At 70.1% G+C, this 22,460-nt stretch carries 18 protein-coding genes; 11 read left to right on the top strand and 7 right to left on the bottom strand.

Translation table 11 applies throughout. From position 1 onward, the window contains the following. Nucleotides 1-16 precede the first annotated feature (16 nt). Complete coding sequence (locus AB0M01_RS31175; RefSeq protein WP_363675826.1) at nt 17-970, top strand: glycosyltransferase family 2 protein; 954 nt, start codon at nt 17-19, stop codon at nt 968-970. A 4-nt stretch (nt 971-974) separates the two neighbouring features. After that, nucleotides 975-2,465 carry a class I SAM-dependent methyltransferase gene (locus tag AB0M01_RS31170; protein WP_363675824.1) on the top strand — a complete coding sequence of 497 codons (1,491 nt, stop codon included), beginning with the start codon at nt 975-977 and terminating at the stop codon, nt 2,463-2,465. Nucleotides 2,466-2,513: 48 nt separating this feature from the next. Here the strand turns inward: AB0M01_RS31170 and AB0M01_RS31165 are convergent, their stop codons facing one another. From AB0M01_RS31165 to AB0M01_RS31140, 6 genes are all read right to left on the bottom strand, one after another. Further along, nucleotides 2,514-4,310 (bottom strand): hypothetical protein, encoded by a 1,797-nt coding sequence (locus AB0M01_RS31165; protein WP_363675823.1) that lies wholly within the window; start codon nt 4,308-4,310, stop codon nt 2,514-2,516. Next, nucleotides 4,303-5,133, bottom strand: coding sequence for a hypothetical protein (locus AB0M01_RS31160; protein WP_363675821.1), 831 nt, complete (start codon nt 5,131-5,133; stop codon nt 4,303-4,305). The genes AB0M01_RS31165 and AB0M01_RS31160 overlap by 8 nt, the downstream gene beginning before the upstream one ends. Further along, complete coding sequence (locus AB0M01_RS31155; protein ID WP_363675819.1) at nt 5,133-7,463, bottom strand: glycosyltransferase; 2,331 nt, start codon at nt 7,461-7,463, stop codon at nt 5,133-5,135. Before AB0M01_RS31155 ends, AB0M01_RS31160 begins: the two co-directional genes overlap by 1 nt. Nucleotides 7,464-7,653: 190 nt before the next feature. After that, on the bottom strand, nt 7,654-8,415 hold the full coding sequence (locus AB0M01_RS31150; RefSeq protein WP_363675817.1) for an N-acetyltransferase: 762 nt from the start codon (nt 8,413-8,415) through the stop codon (nt 7,654-7,656). Between the two features lies 1 nt (nt 8,416). Continuing rightward, nucleotides 8,417-9,556: a dTDP-4-amino-4,6-dideoxygalactose transaminase gene (gene rffA / locus AB0M01_RS31145; RefSeq protein WP_363675815.1), complete on the bottom strand. Its 1,140-nt coding sequence runs from the start codon at nt 9,554-9,556 to the stop codon at nt 8,417-8,419. Nucleotides 9,557-9,567: 11 nt separating this feature from the next. Continuing rightward, nucleotides 9,568-10,563 carry a glycosyltransferase family 2 protein gene (locus AB0M01_RS31140; protein WP_363675813.1) on the bottom strand — a complete coding sequence of 332 codons (996 nt, stop codon included), beginning with the start codon at nt 10,561-10,563 and terminating at the stop codon, nt 9,568-9,570. Between the two features lie 53 nt (nt 10,564-10,616). On the opposite strand from AB0M01_RS31140, the gene AB0M01_RS31135 reads away from it, so the two are divergent. Together AB0M01_RS31135 and AB0M01_RS31130 are read left to right on the top strand one after the other, a co-directional pair. Further along, nucleotides 10,617-12,944, top strand: coding sequence for a hypothetical protein (locus AB0M01_RS31135; RefSeq protein ID WP_363676009.1), 2,328 nt, complete (start codon nt 10,617-10,619; stop codon nt 12,942-12,944). A 25-nt stretch (nt 12,945-12,969) separates the two neighbouring features. Continuing rightward, on the top strand, nt 12,970-15,216 hold the full coding sequence (locus tag AB0M01_RS31130) for a hypothetical protein (protein ID WP_363675811.1): 2,247 nt from the start codon (nt 12,970-12,972) through the stop codon (nt 15,214-15,216). On the opposite strand, the gene AB0M01_RS31125 is transcribed toward AB0M01_RS31130, so the two are convergent. Continuing rightward, nucleotides 15,201-16,229: a spore coat protein gene (locus AB0M01_RS31125; protein ID WP_363675809.1), complete on the bottom strand. Its 1,029-nt coding sequence runs from the start codon at nt 16,227-16,229 to the stop codon at nt 15,201-15,203. The two genes, AB0M01_RS31130 and AB0M01_RS31125, sit on opposite strands and share 16 nt — an antisense overlap. 95 nt (nt 16,230-16,324) lie before the next feature. Between AB0M01_RS31125 and AB0M01_RS31120 the strand changes: the two genes are divergently transcribed. From AB0M01_RS31120 to AB0M01_RS31090, 7 genes are all read left to right on the top strand, one after another. Further along, the gene (locus AB0M01_RS31120) at nt 16,325-16,552 is read left to right on the top strand and encodes an AbrB/MazE/SpoVT family DNA-binding domain-containing protein (protein ID WP_363675807.1); all 228 of its coding nucleotides are present in this window, start codon (nt 16,325-16,327) and stop codon (nt 16,550-16,552) included. Further along, nucleotides 16,542-16,982: a type II toxin-antitoxin system VapC family toxin gene (locus AB0M01_RS31115; protein WP_363675805.1), complete on the top strand. Its 441-nt coding sequence runs from the start codon at nt 16,542-16,544 to the stop codon at nt 16,980-16,982. The genes AB0M01_RS31120 and AB0M01_RS31115 overlap by 11 nt, the downstream gene beginning before the upstream one ends. A 174-nt stretch (nt 16,983-17,156) precedes the next feature. Beyond that, on the top strand, nt 17,157-18,140 hold the full coding sequence (gene pseB, locus AB0M01_RS31110; protein ID WP_363675803.1) for a UDP-N-acetylglucosamine 4,6-dehydratase (inverting): 984 nt from the start codon (nt 17,157-17,159) through the stop codon (nt 18,138-18,140). A gap of 4 nt (nt 18,141-18,144) precedes the next feature. Continuing rightward, nucleotides 18,145-19,269, top strand: coding sequence for a UDP-4-amino-4,6-dideoxy-N-acetyl-beta-L-altrosamine transaminase (pseC, locus tag AB0M01_RS31105; RefSeq protein WP_363675801.1), 1,125 nt, complete (start codon nt 18,145-18,147; stop codon nt 19,267-19,269). Between the two features lie 36 nt (nt 19,270-19,305). Beyond that, nucleotides 19,306-20,826, top strand: coding sequence for a hypothetical protein (locus tag AB0M01_RS31100; protein WP_363675799.1), 1,521 nt, complete (start codon nt 19,306-19,308; stop codon nt 20,824-20,826). After that, nucleotides 20,826-21,689 carry a hypothetical protein gene (locus AB0M01_RS31095; protein WP_363675797.1) on the top strand — a complete coding sequence of 288 codons (864 nt, stop codon included), beginning with the start codon at nt 20,826-20,828 and terminating at the stop codon, nt 21,687-21,689. The genes AB0M01_RS31100 and AB0M01_RS31095 overlap by 1 nt, the downstream gene beginning before the upstream one ends. Then, complete coding sequence (locus AB0M01_RS31090; RefSeq protein WP_363675795.1) at nt 21,686-22,417, top strand: glycosyltransferase family protein; 732 nt, start codon at nt 21,686-21,688, stop codon at nt 22,415-22,417. The genes AB0M01_RS31095 and AB0M01_RS31090 overlap by 4 nt, the downstream gene beginning before the upstream one ends. The last annotated feature ends 43 nt before the right edge of the window (nt 22,418-22,460 follow it).

Raw genomic sequence — 22,460 nt, 5'->3', positions numbered from 1 at the left:
TTCAGAAGGGCAAGCAGTGCTCGTCTCCGTCGTCGTGCCATGTTATCGGTCCGCCAAGACCCTTCCGCGCCTTGTCGAGGACCTGTCGCACGTGCTGCCGGAGGCGACCACCGGGTTCGAGATCGTGCTCGTCGTCGACGGCAGCCCGGACGACACCTGGCAGGTCGCCAGCGAGCTCGCGAACAAGTACCCGGAGACCCGCGCGCTGCGCCTGGCCCGCAACTACGGGCAGCACAACGCGATCATCGCCGGCGTCCGCAGCGCGCAGTACGAGGTGGTCGTCACGATGGACGACGACCTGCAGCACCCGGCCGACCAGGTCCCGGTCCTGCTGGCCGCGCTGACCGACGACATCGACCTCGTGTACGGCGTACCGAAGGAGGAGGAGCACGGCGTCGTCCGGTCCTTCTCGTCGCGCCTGGTGAAGGCCGCGATGGCCTCGACGCTGTCGGTGCAGAACGCGAAGTCGATCAGCGCGTTCCGGGCCTTCCGGACCTTCCTGCGGGACGGGTTCGACGGGCTCGACGGCCCGCACGCGTCGGTCGACGTCGCGCTGTCGTGGTCCACCACCCGGATCGCGCAGACCACGGTGCGGATGGAGGACCGGGCCGAGGGCCGGTCGAACTACACCACCTGGATGCTGATGAAGCACGCCCTGACGCTGATCACCGGCTACTCCACCGAGCCGCTGCGGCTGGTCGGCTACCTGGGCTTCATCTGCGCGGTCTTCGGCGTCGGCCTGTTCGGCGTGATCATCTACAAGTACGCCGTCGGCGCGACCACGGTCGCCGGGTTCACCACCATCGCGTCGATGGTGGCGCTGTTCTCCGGCGCCCAGATGCTCGCCCTCGGCGTCCTCGGCGAGTACGTCGGCCGCCTGCACTCCGGCTCGATGGGCCGGCCGACGTACGTGATCCGGGAGCGCACCGACACCGACGCGCACCCGGACATCACCACCGAGACCGACTGATCCCGTGTACCTGCTGTTCCCGGGCCGGCACCACGTCCTGACCCGCTTCCAGGCCGAGTTCCTGCGCGCGCAGGCCCCGGCCGGTACGACGGTCGTCTGGGCGGTGACGTCGGCGAACCACCACACCACCAAGCGGAACCCGATTCCGTTCGACCGCCGCGAGGCCGCGATCGAGCGGTTCAGCGTGGCGACCGGGCTGCGCTCACTGGTGGTCGGCGTCGTCGACACCCCGCCGACCGACGACTTCGCCGAGGTGACGGTGAAGGCGATCGAGGCCGGTACCGACGACACCGTGCGGCTGACGCCGGAGAACACGGTGGTCGCCTGCTCGACACCGGAGGTCGCGAAGCTGTACGAGCGCCTCGGCCACCAGGTGATCGGCGTCGAGCCCGACGGCACTGCGCGGCCGTGGGACGTGCTGCTGATGATTGCCTCAGGCAACGACGAGTGGCGCGAGCTGGCGCACCCGGCGACGGTCGACGTCTTCGACCGGTACCGGCTGGACGCGCAGGTCCGGCGCTGCGTCAACGACCCGGTGGTCGGCGACGACGGCGGGCTGACCACGACCCGCGACTACAAGACGTACGCCGACGCGTTCGAGACCGCCGCGGACCGGAAATGGGCGCAGATCAAGGACTTCGTCCGCCCCGGCCGGATCCTCGACATCGGTTGCGCGACCGGCGCGACCCTGCAGCTCGCCGACGCCGACCCGCGCTTCCACGAGTCCGACCTGATCGGCGTCGAGGTCGCCCGGCACCTGTACGCCGAGTGCGTGCACAAGAAGGAGCAGGGCTTCTTCCACAACCCGAACATCTACTTCTACCAGCGCAACATGCTCGGCGCGGCCGTCTTCCCGCCGCGCTCGATCGACAGCACGCTCACCCTCGCGCTGACCCACGAGATCTGGTCGTACGCCGACGGCTCCCGCGCGGCGACCGTGCAGCACTTCGTCGACCGCTTGTTCGCCCACACCGCGCCGGGCGGCGTCTGGATCAACTCCGACGTCTGCGGCCCGGCGGAGCCCGATCGGCCCGTCGTACTGGCTCTGGACGACTCGGACGGGGTGAACTCAGCGCCGACAGAGCTGGAGTCGCTGGAGGACCCCGCGGCCAACGTGAAGCGGCTGTCCACCCGGGCGCGGTTCTTCCAGTTCGCCCAGGACTTCCGACGCAACGCCCGAGTGCCGTTCGCCTACACGCTGCAAGGCGACAACCCGGTACTCCGCCTGGCCGACGCGATGGACTTCCTGACCCGCAAGGACTACGTCGACAACTGGCTCTCCGAGACCCACGAACAGTTCTGCGGCCTGACCTTCGCCGACTGGACGAGGATCGCCGAAACCGCCGGCTTCACGGTCGATCCCGCCTCGAAGGCGTGGCGTAACGACTGGGTGATCACCAACCGCATCGCGCCGGTCGCCTCGCTCACCACACCGGACGGCGATCCGGTCGACTGGCCGGACACGCACCAGCTCCTGATCGCACGCCGCGCGTAGAAACAGCAAAGCCGGCCTCCCCGCAGCGGGGAGACCGGCCACTGCCGGCTAGCCGATCTTGTTGCGGAGCTGGCGCTTCATCCGGCGCTTGACCTTGCCGGCGAACTTGCGCGGGTTGCGGATCTGCGCGGCCTGACGGATCAGCTTCACCGCGGAGTACGCCTTGGAGTTCTTCAGCTTGGCGCGCTCGGAGTTGGCCTTCTGGACCTGGGTGCGCATCTCGCGCAGCCGGGTCTCGCGGGTCTTCAGGGCCTTGTCGCGGAAGCCGAGGGTGCGCTCCAGGCCGAAGATCTGGCCCTTCAGCTCGTGGATCTCCTGGGCGGCGCGGTCGGCGTCGGCCAGCACGGTCCGTACGTCGGGCGTCTGCGAACCGTCCGCCGGTACGCCGAGCGCGGTGGCCAGGGCGGCCGCCAGCTCCTTGCCGCGGGCAACCTGGGCGACGGAGACCGACGGGGTGTCCGGGGTCGTCGCCGGGGTCTGCGCCGGGGCGTCGATGCCGGACATCGCGAGCCAGGCCGAGACCAGGTCGTCGCCGACCATCCACGGCGGGTACGGGTGCCGGCGGTGCGCGCCGATCAGGCGGTCGTGGAACCGGGACCAGGCGGCCGCGAGGCGGTCCTGCTCGGACTCCTCGGCGACCGTCACCCACGCGGAGGCGCCGAAGGCGAAGCTGTCGCCGTCGACCACCACGTCGTCCCAGCGCGGGAGCACGCGGGAGGCCTGCGAACGCGCCCAGTCGCCGAGGCGACCGGCGAGGTCGCGGAAGCCTGGGACGTCTTCGGCTGCTGCCAGGCGGAACAGCAGAGTCTCAACCGAAACCCCACCGGAAACAGTCGAAGGAACTACAGAAGAGTCAAAAGCCAAAGCACCTTGGGCTTCGACATCGTCCCCGGCAACAACCAGTTTCCAGTTCTCACCCTCGGCGTCCGCCGTCAGCACGGCCGGGTGGCCAGTGGTCTGGCTGTAGACCGCGTGCGGCGCAGCGCCGCCGCGGACGGCCAGCCAGCCCGTGGGGGTGGAGGCCAGCAGGCCAGCGCGAGCAGCAGCCTCGGCCGACTCGGCGATCGGCGCCAGCAGCGGGACGACCGTGGACGCCGCCTCCAGGGCCTCGACCGCCAGGCGGGTGGGGAGCTGCCCCGGGCGAGCCGCGGCTGCGACCTCGTCGGACAGCAGCGCGTGCGGGGTCTCGCCGACCGAGAAGGTCGCGTACGTCGTCGCGCCGGTCAGGCCGACTCGGTCCAGCTCGGCGAGCAGCTGGGCGGTGGAGACCGGGCGCGTCGGGTCGTCGTGCAGCGGGCGCCACTCGTCGTCGCCGTGGCGCTGGTCGGCCGGGCGGCGGTCGAGCAGGTTGGTCAGGGAGAACTCGTTCTCCAGGCCCAGCACGACGACGGCGTCCGGCGCGCAGACGGCGGCGAGCGCGTCGAGCCGCTGCGACCAGGTCAGGTCGGGGCTGTCGTAGCCGATCACCCGGTCCAGACCGTCGGCAGCGACGACCACGTCGTACGCCGGGCGCCCCGCCTCGGCGAGTCCGTCGAGGGCTCCGGCGACGACCTGCAGGCCGGCACCGGCTCCCTGGCCGGCGCCTGCGGCGAACCGCTCGGCGAGCTCACCGGCGTCGGAGACCGAGCGGACCAGCAGCGTCGCCTCGGAGGCCTTGGCGACGACCGCCTCGACCAGGTCGGCGCCGTGCGGGCCGACGATCAGCGTGCGTGCCCCGTCGGGCAGGACGTCCGTGAGCAGCGCGCGCAGCGCCGGCCCCTGGACAGCCCCCCGCTTGCCGGAGTAGTCGCTCCACGGCTGCATCTCACCGCGGACGACCTCGACGGCCAGCTGGTTGTCAGACACGCTCTCTCCAATCGAACAACATCCGCAGTTCCGCGGGGGGCATCATCCACGGCACGCCCAGTTCCAGGTCGGTGGTCGCCCGGGCGGCGTCCATGTCCAGCTCCTTGCCGAGCATCTCAGGCCACAGCCGCGCGATCCGGCTCTGCCCGCCGAAGAGGGGGTTCTCGCCCTCCATCTCCATCGGGTCGCCGTACACGGCCGCGTCGCAGCCGGCGGCGATCCCGTAGAAGATCGCGGTCGACAGCCGGTTGGCCGCCACCCGCTTGTGCTTGCGGAGCTCGGCGAGCTGCTTGTAGAGGAACTTCGGGTCGGTGCCCTCGTAGGAGAACCCGCGGCGGCCGAACGAGACCACCCGGAACCCGGCGTCCTCGTACGACTTGCGCACCTCGGGCCGGTCGTACTCGGTGTAGTACAGGCTGAAGGTGACCGGGCCCGGCTCGGTCTCCCGGATCTCGTCGATCAGGCGCTTGTGGTCGCCCTGGATCTTGCCGCCCTCCCAGCCGTGGAAGAGGAACCACAGGGTGCCTTCGCGCTCTTCCTCCGGTACGGCGCCGAGCTCGGGCTCCAGCTCCTGCAGGTACAGGAACGGGGCGCCGATGCTGGCGTAGTTGCGGCGGCCGAGGGCATGACCGCGGCGGCGCGGGCCGTCGCTCCAGGTGTAGCGCCAGGCGCCGTCGTAGAACTCGTGCACCGGGTTCCAGCCGTCGGCGATGTTCCAGCCGTGCTGGAGGTAGCCGCGCAGGCGGGGCGGGTACTCGTCGTCGAGTCCGGCGTACCGGGCCAGGATGTGGGCCTGGCCGTAGTAGTGGTTGTGGTGATGCATCAGCGGACCTCGAGGTGGAGTGTGCCGGCGTGCGGGCGCAGCGCGGCGGTGTGACCGGCCTGCTCGACCTCGACCGGGAGCCGGGCGGACAGGAACGGCTCGCACTGCACCGCGTGCTCGGCGCCGTCCGGGGCGGTCGCGAACAGGATCCAGTCGGCCAGGCTGGCCAGCGGGTCCGTGGAGTTGACCACCGCGTCGGCCGGGATCAGGTCGGTCAGGTCGGCGCTCGCCGTCCAGCGGCCGCCGGCGATCTCCAGCCGGCAGGTCACGTCGGCGTGGTCGTCGGAGTCGTCCAGGTAGCGCCGCCAGGAGAAGGTGTAGCCGTCGCCGGCCAGCTCCGGGCCGTCGATGCGCAGTTCCAGACCGTTGCTGCCAGCAACGATGTTGGCGTGCTCGGCGGGCAGCCGGAGCGGGGCCTCGTGCAGGTTGACGTAGCCGCCGGTGGAGCGGGTCAGGCTGACCATCCGGCCGTCGGCCAGGTGGTGCACGGCCTGCGGCTCACCGGTCCACAGCAGCAGCTTCTCGTCGTCCTTGCCGACCAGCCGGAACGCCCAGGTGGTGCGCTGGGTGAACGGGTCGTCGGGGTTGGTGTCCTCGATGATCGGCCGGACCGGGATCCGGACGCTGAAGTCGCGGCCGTCACCGCTGAAGGTCAGCGGCAGCTCCTGGTCCTTGCCGGCCAGCGGCCGGGTCACCTGGAGCTTCGGCTCCTCCAGGTCGGCCGGCACGCGGCCCTGCAGGATCAGCGCGTCAGCGGTCTGGCTGACGGCGGTGAGGCGGGTCGGGTCGACCATGCGGCGCAGCACGAAGGCACCGTCGGCACCGGGGCCGGGCTGGACCCAGCTGGTGCTGCTGATCCAGGCACCCGGCGGCCAGCCCGGGCTGCCGGGGCGCTGGCCGCGGAGCTTGCCGTGCCGGCGCAGCCGGCCCGACTTCAGCCGGACCATGAAGTGCGCCGGGGCGCCGGTGCCCTTGAGCTTGCCGAGCAGCGCCTTGTCGAGGCGGACCTCGAAGCCGACCAGCGCCGGGTCGCCGTGCGTGTCGGTCGCGTCGTACCGGCGTACGGCGAGCGGAGTCTCGGCACCGCCGACGACCAGCGCGACCCGCAGGCTGGACGACGTCTTGGTCTCCAGGTGCCGGATCTCGGCCGTGCCCTTGACCGACAGTGAGCCGTCGTCGAGCCAGCTGACCTCGCGGACGCTGGTGGCCAGCGTCAGGTCCTTCATCGGCAGCCGGTAGAGCTCCTTCGAGACCGAAGCGCTCTGGTCCTGTACGCCGGGGTAGTTGTGCTCGAACTGCCACGGGCGGCCCGGCCGGGACAGCGCCCGGGCGCCGCCGCGCAGACCGCCGTCGTTGCGGAAGTGGGCCAGCCGGCGGAGCAGGTCGACGTCGCCGGCGGCGAGCGCCGAGTGCTGGATCCGGTCGTAGCTGTGGGCGCGGGCCAGGACCGAGTCGTCGAGCCGGTCCATCAGCCGCCGGGCGAGCTTGAGCAGGTTCTGCTCCTCCTCGGCCGGGGCGGCGCCGAACGCCATCATCAGCGTCAGCATGTCGATCTGGGTGAAGTGCGCGTGCACGCGGCGGCGGACCTCACGCAGCGTGTCACCGGTCTCGATCAGGTCCATCACCATCTCGGCCGAGCGGACCCGGTCCTCCATGTTGCCCAGCTGGAACTTCTGCTGGGTGATCGACTCGCCGGACTCGCGCTCGCGCCAGTAGTAGACCGGTACGGCGAGGGCGTCCACGGTGACCGCGTCCAGGTGCGCCTTCAGCGTCACCGGGTAGTCCTCGTAGCGGATCGCGGGGAACTCGTAGCCGTACTCGTCCCAGAACGACCGCCGGTAGACCTTGTTCCAGGCCATCCGGTCCAGGATCAGGTCCGGGGTCTCGATCACGTGGGTGGCGATCCGGTCCTTGGCGAACGGCAGCCGGTGGATCCAGGACGGCCGGACGCCGGAGCTGTTGTTGAACCGCCGCGCGTTGCCGCCGGCGAACGACGAGCCGCTGCTGTCCAGGGTGCGGATCAGCTTCTCGAAACCGTGCCGGGTGACCAGGTCGTCGCTGTCGACGAAGGTGATGTACTCGCCGTCGGCGTGCCGGACGCCGGTGTTGCGGGCCGGGCCGAGGCCCTGGTTCTCCTGCGCGACGATCCGGAACCGGGGGTCGCGGTCGCAGAAGTCCTGCGCGATCGCGGCGCTGTCGTCGGGGGATCCGTCGTCGACCAGGATCGCCTCGAAGTCGGTCCAGGTCTGTCGCGCGATCGAGTCGAGGCAGTCCCCGATGTAGTCGCGGACGTTGTAGAAGGGCACAACGACACTCAGCCGCGGCGTCACAACGGCAAATCTCCTCGGCTCGGTCGGCGGTCGGTCGACATCGATGTCGGCACTACCGCCTGACCCGATGCTGCCTGGGCGCGCGGCGCCGGAGCAACCAAGGTCCGGGCGGCGACCAGTGATCCATCGCGGTCATGTTAGCACCGCTGCGTAGTCGCCCGGACGGTCTGTGGAGCCACCGGGGATCTTGTCAGAGTCTTTGCTTTTCGTTCACCAGATGCACGGTCAGCAGGGTGTGAACCGGCTCGAAACCGTAACGTGCCCAGGCCCTCTGCACCCCGGTGTTGTGACCCTGCGTGGAGATCACCAGCCGGCGCGCGGTGCTCGAGTCCTCGACCGCGGCGAGCAGGTGCGCGTAGCGGCCACGCCCCTGCTCGGCCGGTACGACGCCCGCGAGCTCGATCTCGGTCCAGGACGCCTGCTGGTCCACTGTCGCCAGCGCCAGCACGCGGCGGTCCGGACCGCGCAGTACGACGGCACCTTCGGCTGCGATGCTCCGCCGCGCCCACTCCTGGTAGCCGGCCAGCGCCAGCGCCCGGTCGAACAGCGGGTTGGCGCAGTAGTGGTTCCCGTAGTCGCCGAAGATGTCCCCGACCAGGTCGTCCACCAGCTCGTCGTCGATCGCCGACTCCAGCCCGGCGGCGAAGCCGGCCAGCGGCGCCGGGCGGCGGCCCTTGCCGACCGGGAGCGACCAGTAGACGAGTGAGTCCGCCAGGATCGCCGTACGGCGTCCGGTGGCGAGCGCTGCGAACCAGGAGACCTCGCGGGCCGGGTAGCGCAGGACGACGACGTCGGCCGTGGACTTGTCGACCGCGGTCAGCACCTCCTCCAGCGGCGTACCGGCGGAGGCGGAGACCGAGACCCGGTCGACGGAGACGCCGAAGCGCTTCGACTCGTACTCCGAGGGGCTGCTGGTCAGCTCACCGGCCTCCAGCGCGTCGTACCAGCCCATCTCAGAGGGGGTAGGAGAGCAGCGCGTCGATCACTCGGGTCTGCTCCTCCTCGGTCAGCTGACTGAACAGCGGGAGCCGGACCAGCTGGCCGCTGATCCGGTCGGTGACCGCGCAGCCGCCCGGGCCGACCCGGCCGTAGCGCTCGCCGGCCGGGGCCGAGTGCAGCGGGACGTAGTGGAACGGCGCGGTGATGTTGCGCTCGCGCAGGTGCGCGATCAGGCCCAGCTGGTGCTCGTGGGTCGGCATCAGCAGGTAGTACATGTGCGCCGGGTGCACGCACTCCTCCGGAACCGTCGGTACGCCGATGCCGTGCGCGGCGGTCCAGTCCGCCAGCTCCGCGGCGTACCGGTCCCAAATCGCGTAGCGCGGGGCCTGGATCTGGTCGAACCGCTCCAGCTGGGCGGTCAGGAACGCGGCCAGCGGATCGGCCGGCAGGTAGCTGGAGCCGATGTCGACCCAGCGGTACTTGTCCACCTGGCCGCGGAAGAAGGCGCTCCGGTTGGTGCCCTTCTCGCGGATGATCTCGGCCCGGTGCAGCAGGTCGACGTCGTTGACGACCAGCGCGCCGCCCTCGCCGCAGTGCACGTTCTTGGTGCCGTGGAACGACTGCGTCGCCATCAGCCCGAGCGAGCCGAGCGGGCGGCCCTTGTAGGTGCCGCCCAGGCCGTGCGCGTTGTCCTCGATCACGACCAGGCCGTGCCGGGCCGCGATCGCGTTGATCTCGTCCATCGCCACCGCGACGCCGGCGTAGTGCACGACGACGATCGCCTTGGTCCGGCCGGTCACGGCCGCCTCGACCTGGGTCTCGTCCAGGTTCAGGGTGTCCGGGCGGACGTCGACGAACACCGGTACGGCGCCACGCAGCGCGTAGGCGTTGGCCGTCGAGACGAAGGTGAACGAGGGCATGATCACCTCGTCGCCGGGGGCCAGGTCGAGCAGCAGCGCGGTCATCTCCAGCGCGTGCGTGCACGAGGTGGTCAGCAGGGACCCGAGCCCGCCGGTCAGCTTGGTGACCAGCTCCGTCGCGCGGGCCGTGAACGGCCCGTCGCCGACGACCGCGGCCGAGGAGAAGGCCTGGTTCACGTAGGCGAGCTCGTCGCCCACCAGGTAGGCCTTGGAGAAGGGGATCGGGTCGGGCATGGTGACGGAGCCTACCGCTGCTCTGGCTCGCTGGATTCGAGTGCCTCGGCGTACGTGTGGTGACCGGGATCTTCCAGGCTGTCGTAGCCGATCAGGAACTGCGGGCGCTTCTGGCTGGACTGGAACAGACGGGCCACGTACTCGCCCAGCAGACCGAGGCAGAGCAGCTGGATCGCGCCGATCACCGCCACCGCCAGCACGGTCGAGGTCCAGCCGGGGATGCTCCGGCCGGAGACCTTGATGACCAGCGCGCCGACGACGAACGCGATCGACAGCAACCCGCCGAACAGACCCAGCCAGGTGGCCAGCCGCAGCGGTGCCGCGGAGAACGCCGTGACGCTGTCGAACGCCAGCCCGAGCATCTTGCGCAGGTTGTACTTGGTGACGCCGGCTGCCCGCTCGGCGCGGACGTAGCGGACCTCGGTGCTCGGGAAGCCCAGCCACGGGATCACCAGCCGGAACACCCGGCCGTCCTCCGGCAGCGCGTTCACCGCGTCCACCACGCGCCGCGAGACCAGCCGGAAGTCGCCGGCGTCGAACGGGATCTCCCGGCCGACCAGGCGGCACATCAGCCGGTAGTACATCCGGGCGGTGGTCCGTTTGGCCCAGGTGTCGCTGGAGCGGTCGGAGCGGACGCCGTACACGACGTCGACGTCCTGGTCGCGAGCAGCGGCCAGCAGCTCGGCGATCACCTCGGGCGGGTCCTGCAGGTCGGCGTCGATGCTCACCAGGTACTCGCCGCGGGCCCGGCGGAAGCCGGCCGACAGGGCGGCCTGGTGCCCGGAGTTGCGCAGCAGCCGGACCAGGCGCAGCTGCGGCCAGGTCTTGACCGCCTCGATCAGCAGCGCGGCCGTGGCGTCCCGGCTGCCGTCGTCGACGACCACTACCTCGTAGCTGATCCCCAGCCCGTCCAGCAGCGGGCGCATCCGCTCGAAGAAGATCGGCAGCACCTCCTGCTCGTCGTACATCGGTACGACGACAGAGAGCACAGGTACGGCGGTCGGCATCGGCACCTCCTCCTGTGAGGCTAGCGGGCCGCTAATCTTCCTTCGTGCCAACGATGACGCTCGGAGCGCCCAGCTCGCTCGGTGCCTCGCCGCGTCAGGAGCAGAAGACCCTCCCGTGGCGCACTGTGCTGAGCGTCGTTGTGAAGCTGGCCGCCGGGGTCGCGCTGGCCTGGCTGCTGATCTGGCTGATGGCCGGGCACTCGACCGGTGACAGCATCGTCCGGCTGCTTCGCTTCTGGGTTCTCGGCATCACTGTGCCCGGGACCATCCTCTGGCGACTGGCCAGCCCGTTCCGGCACAACCTGATCGAGGACTTCGCCGCCGGCTCACTGGTCGGCGTCTCCGTGCTGCTGCTGGTCTACATGGCTGTCGCGCCGCTGGGCCTGCAGCAGTGGGCCTGGCTCTGGATCGTGCCGGTGTTCGTGGCGGCAGTCGCCGTACCGTCGTGGCGCAGGCGCTGCCTGAGCCGGGTGGAGCGACCAGTGCACCCACTGACCGCCTGGCTGGTCGCTGCGGCCTGTGCACTGCCGATCTACGCCACTGGTCGCTACCGGAACCTGGTCCCCGCCCCGTACGCCGACGCCCGCTCCAACTCACCGGACATGGCCTTCCACCAGGCCCTGTCCGCCAGTGCGAAGTACGACTTCCCCCTGCAGGCGCCGTACCTGCAGGGCGAGAAGATGGACTACCACTACTTCTGGCACCAGTTCACCGCCGCCACTGCCTGGGCGACCGGTGTGGACCTGACCGACCTCGTCTACACGATCGGCTGGATCCCGCTGCTGCTCGCCGGGTGCGCGCTGATCTTCGCGCTGACCGACCGGATCGCTCCGGGCTCGCGCTGGGCCGGTCCGCTGGCCATCGCCGTGGCCGGCATCGGCGGCACGGTCAACGCCTACCCGAACGTGACGCTGCCGGCCGAGGGCCTGACCAACTACGTCTGGGGCTCGCCCACGCAGAACCTCGGCGGCGGGCTGATCGTCCTGATGGCCCTGCTCGGCGTCGACCTGCTCCGCGGCCGCAGCGGGCCGGGGACGTACGTGCTGTTCGTGCTGATCGGAGTCGCGGCCTCGGGCTCCAAGGCGACCGTGCTGCCGCTGATCATCTGCGGGCTCGGCCTGGCGCTGTTCATCCGGATCTTCTACCGCCGCTTCGCGGTCGGCGCGCTGGTGCTGATCGGGGTGCTCAGCGCGGTCTTCCTGGCCGCGATCGTGGTCGTGTTCGGCAACCACTCCTCGGGCCTGGCGGTCCGGCCGTGGATCACCTTCGCCAAGATCGGTACCTACCCGCTGACCGCCAAGGAGGTCGGCTGGGGTGAGTACGACCACGGCGCGATGTGGACCAGCGGCATCATCGTCTGCCTGTCGCTGCTGCTCGGCTCGGCCGGCCTGCTCGTCCTGGCCGGTACGACGGCCCGCTGGTTCCGCGACCCCGGGATGATCTTCCTGGTCGGCATCGCGATCGCGGGTTTCGGCGGGATGGTGCTGACCGACCAGCCGGGGACCAGCCAGATGTACTTCCACCGGACCGCCGTACCGGTGATCGCTGCGCTGGCTGCGGCCGGTGCCTGGATGCTGGTGTTCTGGTTCGCCGACCGGCGCTCCGGTATCGCCGTACTGGCGTCGGTGTTGGGTGGCGCGGGAGCGACGTACCTGGCTCGGGAGATCACTCGGGCCAACCCGGGTGAGGGCAAGCCGTTCCGCCGTCCCGACGGGACGCTGGACGGACTGGTCGCGCCCTGGCTGTGGACGCTGCTCTTCCTGCTGCTGGCGGCCGGTCTGGTCACCGGGCTGTGGAAGCTGGCCAAACGGCGTGGGCGGCCGAGCCGGATCGCGATGGCAGCGTTCGTGCTGGCCGGGATGGGAGCAGGCCTGCTGCTGCCGGTGCAGACGATGCTGAACTACCGCGAGGTCACGCTGCAGCCGCTGACCGACAAGTACCCGCTGGGCCCGACGCAGACCCAGACCGACGCCGCGCACTGGCTGCGCGACCACACCTCCCCCAGCGACCTGGTGGCGACCAACGCGCACTGCGCGATGAAGAACGCCTCCGGCTGCGACGTCCGGCACTTCTGGATCAGCGCGCTGTCCGAGCGGCACGTCCTGGTCGAGGGCTGGGGCTACACCAACACCATCAACGACCTGGTCGCCGCGACCGGCAAGAGCCCGAACGGCCTGCCGTTCTGGGACGAGCAGAAGCTCGAGGACAACGACGTGGCCTTCACGTCGCCGACCCGGGACAACCTGCGGCTGCTGCGCACCAAGTACGGCGTCCGCTGGCTGTACGCCGACCCGACCCAGACCGCCGTCTCCCAGAACCTCAACACGCTGGCGACGCTGCGCTACGCGACACCGGACGCGCTGATCTACGAGCTTCCGTGACGCCCCGTCACTTAAGGTGACCCGCATGGGGAGAGCCAGGCGGCGTGGGCCGCGGGATCACGGCACTGGCTCAGTCGCCGGGCTGGTGGCCGCCGTACCGGTGGTGCTGCTGACGCTGGTGATGATGGGCCGGTACGCGCCGCTGCTGGACGTGCTGAAGTTCACCGTCTTCGTGCTGCTCGGCGTCGGACTCCCCGGCCTGGTGCTGTGGCGACTGATCGGCGCCTACCGCCGCAACCTGGTCGAGGACTGCGCAGCCGGCTTCGCAGTCGGTACGGCGGCCCAGCTGCTCGTCTACCTGGCCAGCTCGTCCGTCGGGCTCCAGCGCTGGTCCTGGGTGTGGGCTCCGATCGTCCTGGTCGTCGGTGTCCTCGACCGGGACGTCAGGGCTCGCGTCTGGCAGCACGTGGAGGCGCCGCTCGCGCCGGTCACCGCCTGGCTGCTGGCGGCTGCGACATCGCTGGTGCTGCTGCTGATGTGGGTGAAGGGCCCGGGGCGCTACGCACCGGCGTACACGGATCCGAACGCGGCCTTCCCGGACATGGCGTTCCACCAGGCGCTAGCGGCGAGCGCGAAGCACGACGTACCGGTCGTGCCGCTGTGGGTCTTCGGCGAGCCGATGAAGTACCACACGTTCTTCCACCAGGTCGCTGCTGCGACCTCCTGGTCGACCGGGATCGACCTGACCAACGTGCTGTACGCGCTGCTGTGGGTGCCGCTGGCGCTGGTTGGTTGCGTGCTGGTGTTCACGCTGACGCAGCGGTTCCTGCTGAAGCCTGGTGAGGAGCCGCATCCTGGTGCTGTCTGGGCTGGGCCGTTCGCCGTGCTGCTGGCTGGGGTGGGCGGCACGCTGCAGCCGCTGCACGACATCTCGCTCGGCAACATCTCGATGGCCTCCAGCCAGTACCTGAGCCCGACGCAGAACCTCGGCATGATGCTGGCGCTGCTGCTCGCCGTACTGGCTGTGGATCTGTTGCGGTCGAAGCCTGTGCGCAGCCGGTGGGTGCTGTTCGTGCTGGTGGCGCTGGCGTCGTCCGGTGCGAAAGCGACGATCCTGCCGCTGGCGGTCTGCGGGTTCGGGCTGGTCTTCCTGGCCCGCTTGGCCACCCGGCGCTCGACCGGGCGGGCTCTGGTCGGCGGACTGGTCGTGCTGGCGGTTCTGGTGGCCGCCACGATCGTGGTGTTCGGTGGCGAGTCGTCCGGCCTGCAGATCAAGCCCGCACAGCTCTTCATCCAGCTGCAGCCGTACGCCGCCCTCCGGCACGGCACCGGCGTGGACCGGGCCGCTCAGCTGCTCAGTGCGCTGACGACCACGGCTGCGTGGGGTCTGGCCGTTGCGGGTGTGCTGTTCCTGCGCAGGTTCTGGCGGGATCCCGGAGTGGTGTTCCTGGCCGGTGCGGCGATCGGTGGGTTCGCTGCGAGTGTGCTGACGTCGCAGCCCGGTGTCAGCCAGGTCTACTTCTACCGGACCGGTTTTCCCTTCCTGGCGGTGCTTTCCTGCCTGGGACTGGCCCGGCTCGCCGACAAGCTCGGCGACCGGCGGAGCGGCGTACTGGTTGCGGCTGCTGCTGGCCTGGGTCTGCTCGGTGCTGGTCTGGCCAGAGCAGCGTCGGCTGATCTGTCTGGCGTGAAGGTGCCGTTCCTCCTGACCCTGCTGGCGTTGCTGGTCGTCGGACTGGTCGTCGCCATCGCCTGGCGGCTTGTACGCCGCGGCAGCATGGTCACCGCAGCCCTGGCCGCACTGGTCGCCGCCTGCATGGCCGCCTCGACCTCGCTACCGCTGCTGACCCTCGTCTCCGACCAGGCCACGCTGGTCATCTACGGCAACGTCGCCGGCAACGGACCCACCAAACCCGAGGCCGACGCAGCCCGCTGGCTGCAGCGCAACTCCGGCACCGACGACCTGGTCGCCACCAACGCCCACTGCATCGTCCAGCGCGGCGACGTCTGCGACAGCCGCCACTTCTGGATCGCGGCACTGTCCGAACGCCAGGTCCTCGTCGAGGGCTGGGCCTACACCAACCGCATCAACCGGATAGCCACCACCGAGGGCGGCAACCCCAGCCTGCTCCCCTTCTGGAACCAGGAACTCCTGGCCACCAACGACGCCGCGTTCTCCTCCCCCTCAGCCGCCGTCATCGAGCGCCTCCGCCGCTACGGCGTCCGCTGGCTCTACGCCGACCACCGCACCGGCCAGGTCTCCCCCGACCTCAACCAGTACGTCCGCCTCCGCCACGCCACCCTGGACGCGACGATCTACGAGATCAGGTGAAACAGAGCGTCGGCGACGCGGACGCGGCCCTGGCCGTCGACCAGCTGGTAGCCGGCTGCGGCTAGGCGGGCTCGTTCGTTCGGGTCCTGCAGCAGTGGGCGGAGTACGGCGGCTGCCGCTGTCGGGTCTTGCTTGAGGTCGGAGAGGACGCCTACGCCGACAGCTGCACCCGTGGCGACTGTGCGTTCGTAGCCCATCACCTGGTTGTCGACGACGCAGACCAGACCGGCGGTGGCTCCCAGGCACAGCAGCTCCCAGGTGGAGGTGCCGGAGGCGCTCAGGACCAGGTCGGAGGCCACGACCGCCTTGGCCAGCTGGGACGTGGGGCCGATCACCTCTACGTGCTGGCCGTCCTGGAGCTCGACCGCGGCGATCGCCTCGGCCAGCTCGTCACCCGGAGCGATCACCAGCGCTTCGAACGGCGTACCGGTCGCTGCCAGAGCCCGTACGACGTGCGGCCCGGCTCCGAACGCGTCGGTGCCGCCGAAGAAGGCGAAGACCTTCGGGACCTGGGTGGTGCGGACTGTCGGGGGCTCGGACGGGCGCAGCTCGAGGATCTCGTTGCGGAGCAGCACGTAGTCGAGCCCGGCCAGGCGGACCGCGCCGGCGGGGAGCTCCGGAGAGTCCTGCTCGGAGCCGAGGTTCTGGTCGACCAGGATGTCGGCCACCGCACCGCCGTACCCGCCGTCGACGATCGCCAGCGTCGGCAGCCCCGACGCCCGAACCGCGGCGAACACATCTGGGTCGAGGTCGTAGGAGTCCCAGATCACAGCATCGAGCCCCAGTCGCCCGTACAGGTCCAGGTGCTCCTCAGCAGTCCAGACCGCCGGCTCGACCGCGATCCCACGGCTCCGGATCTGCTCGTCGGCCCACGGCACCGTGTGGCTGTCACACACGAAAACCACCTCGGCGCCCCGCCCAACCAGTTCCTCGGCCAGCGCCAAACTGCGCATCACATGCCCGATCCCCCGCTTGGGGCCTACGTCACACCTGACACCGATCCGCACCGTCACGCCCAGACCGTAGCCCGGTGTGAATGTGAGAGGAAAACCAGTGTGAGGAGATGGGCTAAGGTATTACGTATCACATGTATCGGGTAGGAGGTCCCGTGAAGCTGAACAGCAAAGGACAGGTCACCATCCCGGCCGCCCTACGCCACAAGCACCACCTGCACGAAGGTGACGAGGTCGAGGTGATCGAGGACGACGGCGCCTTGCGGATCGTCCGAGTCGAGCGGAGCGAGACCCGCGGACAGCGCTGGGTCCGCGAGCACCGCGGCAGCGCGACCAGCGGGATGAGCACCGACGAACTCATGGCGCTGCTGCGTGGCGAATGAGCGTCATCTGAACCTGGTCGAGCCTGTCACGACGCTCGTGGACAGCTGCGTGCTGCTCGACGTCCTGACCGGTGATCCGCAGTGGGGCGAATGGTCAGCTCAGGCCATCGCCACGGCGGAGGTCGAGGGTGAGCTGGTGATCAACCCACTGATCTACGCCGAGGTCTCGGCCGGCTACCAGCAGGTCGAGGAGGTCGACGCGGCGCTTCCGGCGAACCTCTTCCGGCGCGAGCCGCTGCCGTACGAAGCCGGATTTCTGGCCGCGAAGGCCTTTCTGGCCTACCGGAAACGCGGCGGCACCAAGACCGCGCCACTGCCCGACTTCTTCATCGGCGCGCACGCCGCCGTGGCCCGGCACCGGGTGATCACCCGCGACGTCGCGAGGTTCCGCACGTACTTCCCGAGCCTCGAACTCGTCACACCGCAGTGACCTGAACCACGTGGGACAGCGGCGAACTTCTGGGGCTCAGGGGGCGTCTGTCCACAGGCGGGCGAAGCGGTGATTGAGGCTTCCGCCGGGGCGCCCGCTATCGTACGGAGTTGCCGTTAAGGGTGTGTACTGACGGCTGTCCGGAACTGTCCCCTCAGAAGGGTCCTACTCGACGTGTCCATCCTCACCGGCTCCGACATCCTCGTCACCGGAGGCACCGGCTCCTTCGGCAAGGCGTTCATCCGCTACGCGTTGGACAACCTGGACCCGCGCCGGATCATCATCTTCAGCCGCGACGAGCTGAAGCAGTGGGAGGTCCGCCAGCTGTTCGGCGACGACCCGCGGCTGCGGTTCTTCATCGGCGACATCCGCGACCGGCAGCGGCTGAACCGGGCCATGCACAAGGTCGACTACGTCGTGCACGCGGCCGCCCTGAAGCAGGTCGACACCGCGGAGTACAACCCGTGGGAGTTCGTCCAGACCAACGTGGTCGGCTCGCAGAACGTGATCGAGGCCTCCATCGACGCCGGCGTGAAGAAGGTCGTCGCGCTGTCCACCGACAAGGCCTCCAGCCCGATCAACCTGTACGGCGCGACCAAGCTGACCGCCGACAAGCTGTTCATCACCGGCAACCACTACGCCGCGGCGTACGAGACCCGCTTCTGCGTGGTCCGCTACGGCAACGTGATGGGCTCCCGCGGCTCGATCATCCCGAAGTTCCGGGCCCTGCACGAGGCCGGCCAGTCGCTGCCGATCACCGACCTGCGCTGCACCCGGTTCCTGATCACGCTGCCCGAGGCGGTCCAGTTCGTGGTCGACTCGTTCGAGCTGATGCAGGGCGGCGAGCTGTACGTGCCGCGGATCCCGTCGATGAAGATCACCGACCTGGCCCAGGCGATCGCGCCGGGCGCCAAGATGCACGACATGGGCCTGCGCCCGGGCGAGAAGCTGCACGAGGAGATGATCAGCCCGGAGGAAGGCCGCCGCGCGCTGGCGATCGGCGACCGCTACGTCCTGCAGCCGGACCTGGCCACCTGGGGCTACACCGCGCCGAGCGACGGCGTACCGGTCGCGGACGGTTTCCACTACACCTCGGACAACAACGACGAGTGGTACTCCATCGAGGAGATCACCAAGATCCTCGAGAGCGACGTCTGAGCCGATGCTGCCCTACGGACGCCAGTCGATCAGCGACGACGACATCGAGGCGGTCACCGCGATCCTGCGCGGTGACTGGCTGACCACCGGCCCCAGCGTCACCGCGTTCGAGAACGCGGTCGGCGAGCTGGCCGGCGGTCACCGCGCCGTCAGCTGCACCTCCGGCACCGCCGCCCTGCACATGGCGTACGCCGGGCTCGGCGTCGGCCCCGGCGACGAGGTCGTCACCACCCCGATGACGTTCGTGGCGACCGCGTCCTGCGCGGCGATCCTGGGCGCGAAGGTGGTGTTCGCCGACGTCGAGGAGGACACCGCGCTGCTCGACCCGGCCGCCGTCGAGGCAGTCGTCACCGACCGTACGAAGGTGATCGCGGCCGTCGACTACGCCGGTCACGCCGCCGACTACGACGCGCTGCAGCCGATCGCGGACCGGGTCGGCGCGAAGACGCTCGACGACGCCGCGCACTCGGTCGGCGGCTTCTACAAAGGCCGCCCGGTCGGTGACCTGGCCGACGTCACCACGCTGTCGTTCTTCCCGACCAAGAACCTGACCACCGGTGAGGGCGGCGCGGTCGTCGCCAAGGACCCGGCGGTGGCCCAGAAGGTGCACGAGTTCCACTTCATCGGCCTGGTCCGCGACCCCGACCGGTTCGAGATCACCGACGAGGGCCCGTGGCACCAGGAGGTGCACGAGCACGGCCTGAACTACCGTCTGACCGACATCGCCTCCGCGCTCGGGCTGTCCCAGCTGAAGCGGCTGGACGCGTTCAAGAAGCGCCGGACCGAGATCACCGCGCGCTACAACGAAGCGTTCGCCAGCGTCGACGGCGTGCGGACGCCGGCCCAGCGCGACCACGTCGACCCGGCCTGGCACCTGTACCCGGTCCGGATCCTCGGCGACCGCCGCCGGGAGATCTTCGAGAAGATGCGGGCCGCCGGCATCCTGGTCCAGGTGAACTACATCCCCGTCTACTGGCACCCGGTGTTCGCGAACGCGGGCTACCAGCGCGGGATGTGCCCGAACGCGGAGCAGTTCTACCGCGAGGAGCTGTCGCTCCCGATGTACCCCGACCTGACCGACGCGGACGTCGATCGGGTCATCGAGACGCTCACGGATCTGGTGTCCTGATCACTCATTTGGTGGAAAGTCAGAGAATTGACCACTGTGACATCTGACCAGTCCTCGGACGAGACCGCTGCGGCCCGCTCGGTGATGATCGCCGGCGAGATGCTGAACTGGTCCGACCTGCACCCCACCGACGGCCGCCCGGCGGTCGGCGGGCCGGTGCCGGCGGACCTGCTGGCGGCTGCCGTCCGGCCGACCGACACCGTGCTCGTCGCGGGCCCGCACTCGCTCGAGCTGCTCGAGCAGGTGGCCAAGACGGCGGCCTCGGTCGACGTCCTGGTCCGCTCGGCGCCCGACGCCGAGGAGATCGCCGAGGCGCTCGGCGTCCGGGTCTTCTGCGGGACGCTGGACCACTTCGGCCCCGAGCACGGCGAGCCGACGTACGACGTGGTCGTGGCGCTCGCCGGGATGCCGTGGCTGATCGGCCCGGATACGCTGGTACTGCGGTGGGCGGACGGGCTCGCCGCGCTGAAATCCCGGCTCGCCCCGGGAGGACGGCTTCTGCTCGGTGCCGAGAACAGCTTCGGCATCGAGCGGATGATCCAGCCCGACCCGACCACCACGATCCCGCGCGACGAGGACTGGCCGGGTGACCTCCGCGGCGACGCCGCCGCGCCCGCCGGGCTGAAGGCGGTGGTCGCGGCGCTGGAGGCTCCTGACGCGAGCGCCGGCGAGGCTGCTGAGCTGCGGGTCGCGCGGACCTACGCGGTCTACCCGACGGTGGCTGAGGCGTCCGTGGGACTGAGCGCGGTCGACGGACCGCTGGCAGCTGCCGTGGTCGCCCGGGCTGTCGCCGGCCGGTTCACCGGGCCGACGCTGACCGATCCGTACCGGACGACTCAGGAGGCACTCGCCGCCGGGCTGGGCGTCGAGCTGGCGCCCGCCTGGTTCTTCGTGCTCGACGCGGCCGTGCCAGAGGCGAGTTCGACTCAGCAGCAGGCGCTCCCCGAGCAGCTCCCGGCGGGCGTAGTCCCCAGTGGCCCCGGCATCCTGCTGGAGGAGGAGCTGTTCACCGCGCTCCGCCTCGACGACCAGGCGGCGCTGCGGCGCATCGTCCCGGCGTACGTCGACTGGCTGCGCGCCCAGGACGCGGCGACCGCCGCCGTCGCCTCCGCCGACAACGTGATCACCGACGGTACGTCGTACCGGCTCTTCGGCACCGCTCCGGCGGTCGAGGGCACCGGGGACGCACTGGTCGTCGCGCAGCTCGGCCGCTTCGTCCGGCGCTCGCTGGAAGCGGGCTCCCGGCAACCCTGGGCGGCCGGCAGCGCCCCGCGTGACCTGACCGCACGGCTGGCCTCGATGACCGGGCTGACGGTCACCGACGAGCTCTGGGCCGCGGTTGCTGACAGCAACGAGATGATCCGGCCGCAGGGCAGCGCCGAGCAGCTGGCGACGATCGCCCGGCTCAGCCAGGAGCTCGCCGACGCGAGCGCGCAGGCGACCTGGTTCGAGCAGCAGCTGAGCGGGATCCGCCGCTCCAAGCCGTACCGGGTCGGTCAGGCGGTGCTGAACCCGGCCCGCGTGGTCGTCAAGCGGGTCCGCCGCGTGGTGCGCTGATGCACCACGCCAACCACTTCTACGGCCACGCGCACATCATGGCCGAGTACGCCGGCCTCCCGGCCGGTGATCCGCCGCGGATCTGGGGCTACCTCCAGCACGGCTGGAACATCCTGGACGGGTTCGCCTACAACACCGCGTTCGTGCCCGGGATGCCGAAGTTCGTCTGGTCCGACACGGTCCGCCGCCGCGGCTGGTCGATGGGCCTGCGCGACTACTCGGTGATCGGCTCGGCCTGGCTCTACCTGCTCGAGCTGCACCCCGAGCTGGCCGCCCCGGCGACCGATGCCGCGGGCACCATCTTCTACCCGTTCCACGGCTGGGAAGGCCAGAACGTGCTCGGCGACCACGCCGAGATCGTTGCCTCGATCAACGAGCACGAGACCGGGCCGATCACCGTCTGCCTGTACTGGAACGAGTTCGACAACGAGGCGATCCGGCAGGTCTACACCGACGCCGGGTTCCGGGTGATCACGCACGGGTACCGGGGCCTGAACTGGCGCAAGACCGACCCGGACTTCCTGCTCAAGCAGCTCAAGGAGCTGCGCAAGCACAAGCGGGTCGCCAGCAACCGGCTCAGCTCCGCCGTGCTGTACGGTGCTTCGATCGGACTGCAACCGGGCGTGTACGGCGATCCGATGCTGCTGGAGAACGAACACCCCTCGTTCGGCGGCCAGGCCCGGATCCGGCGCCTGTGGCCGGAGCTGAACCAGCCGTACGTACCGCTCGACCTGGCCAAGGCGTTCACCGACGCCGAGCTGGGCGTCGAGCACCTGGCCGGACCGGCCGAGATCCGGGACCTGTTCCGCTGGAACGAGCTCCCGATGGTGGAACCCCCCAGAACTGCGAAGGTGTTGTCATGAAGATCGGGATCATCACCCAGGCCCGCGCCACCAGCACGCGGCTGCCGGCCAAGGTGCTGCTGACCGCCGGTGGCCGGACGTTCCTCCAGCACCACCTGGACCGGCTGGCCGCGACCGGGCTGCCGGTCATCGTGGCCACCACCACGAACTCCGACGACGAGCCGATCGTCGAGCAGACCACGGCGTACGGGTTCCCGGTCTTCCGGGGCAGCGAGCTGGACGTGCTGGCCCGGTTCGCCGGCGCCATCCGCGAGCACGAGCTGGACGCGGTGGTCCGGGTCACCTCGGACTGCCCGCTGATCGACCCCGCGGTGGTCAGCGAGGGTGTCGACGCCTACCGGGCCGCGCACGACGAGAACCTGTACGTCTCGAACTGCCTGGAGCGGACCTTCCCGCGCGGCATGGACTACGAGATCTTCTCCGCGTCCCGGCTGCTGCAGGCCGACGCCGACGCGACGCTGCAGGCCGACCGCGAGCACGTCACGTCGTACCTGCACCAGAACCGGACCGGCGACATGCACCTGCTGAACATCCCGTGGGACGGCGGCGACGGTTCGCAGTACCGGCTGACGCTGGACACGCCCGACGACCGGCGGCTGCTGACCACGCTGATCGAGGAGTTCGACGCGGCCGACCTGAACTGCGCCGACCTGGTCGCGATCATGGGCAAGCACCCCGAGCTGCACGCGCTGAACGAGCACATCGAGCAGAAGAAGCTCGGCGAGTAACCCACCTAGCACACCTGTCGCGGCAGGAATTGCGGACACGCCC

This window comes from Kribbella sp. NPDC051770 (assembly GCF_040681455.1).
Taxonomy (GTDB): Bacteria; Actinomycetota; Actinomycetes; order Propionibacteriales; family Kribbellaceae; genus Kribbella.
This window is presented reverse-complemented; position numbering and strand designations above follow the sequence as displayed.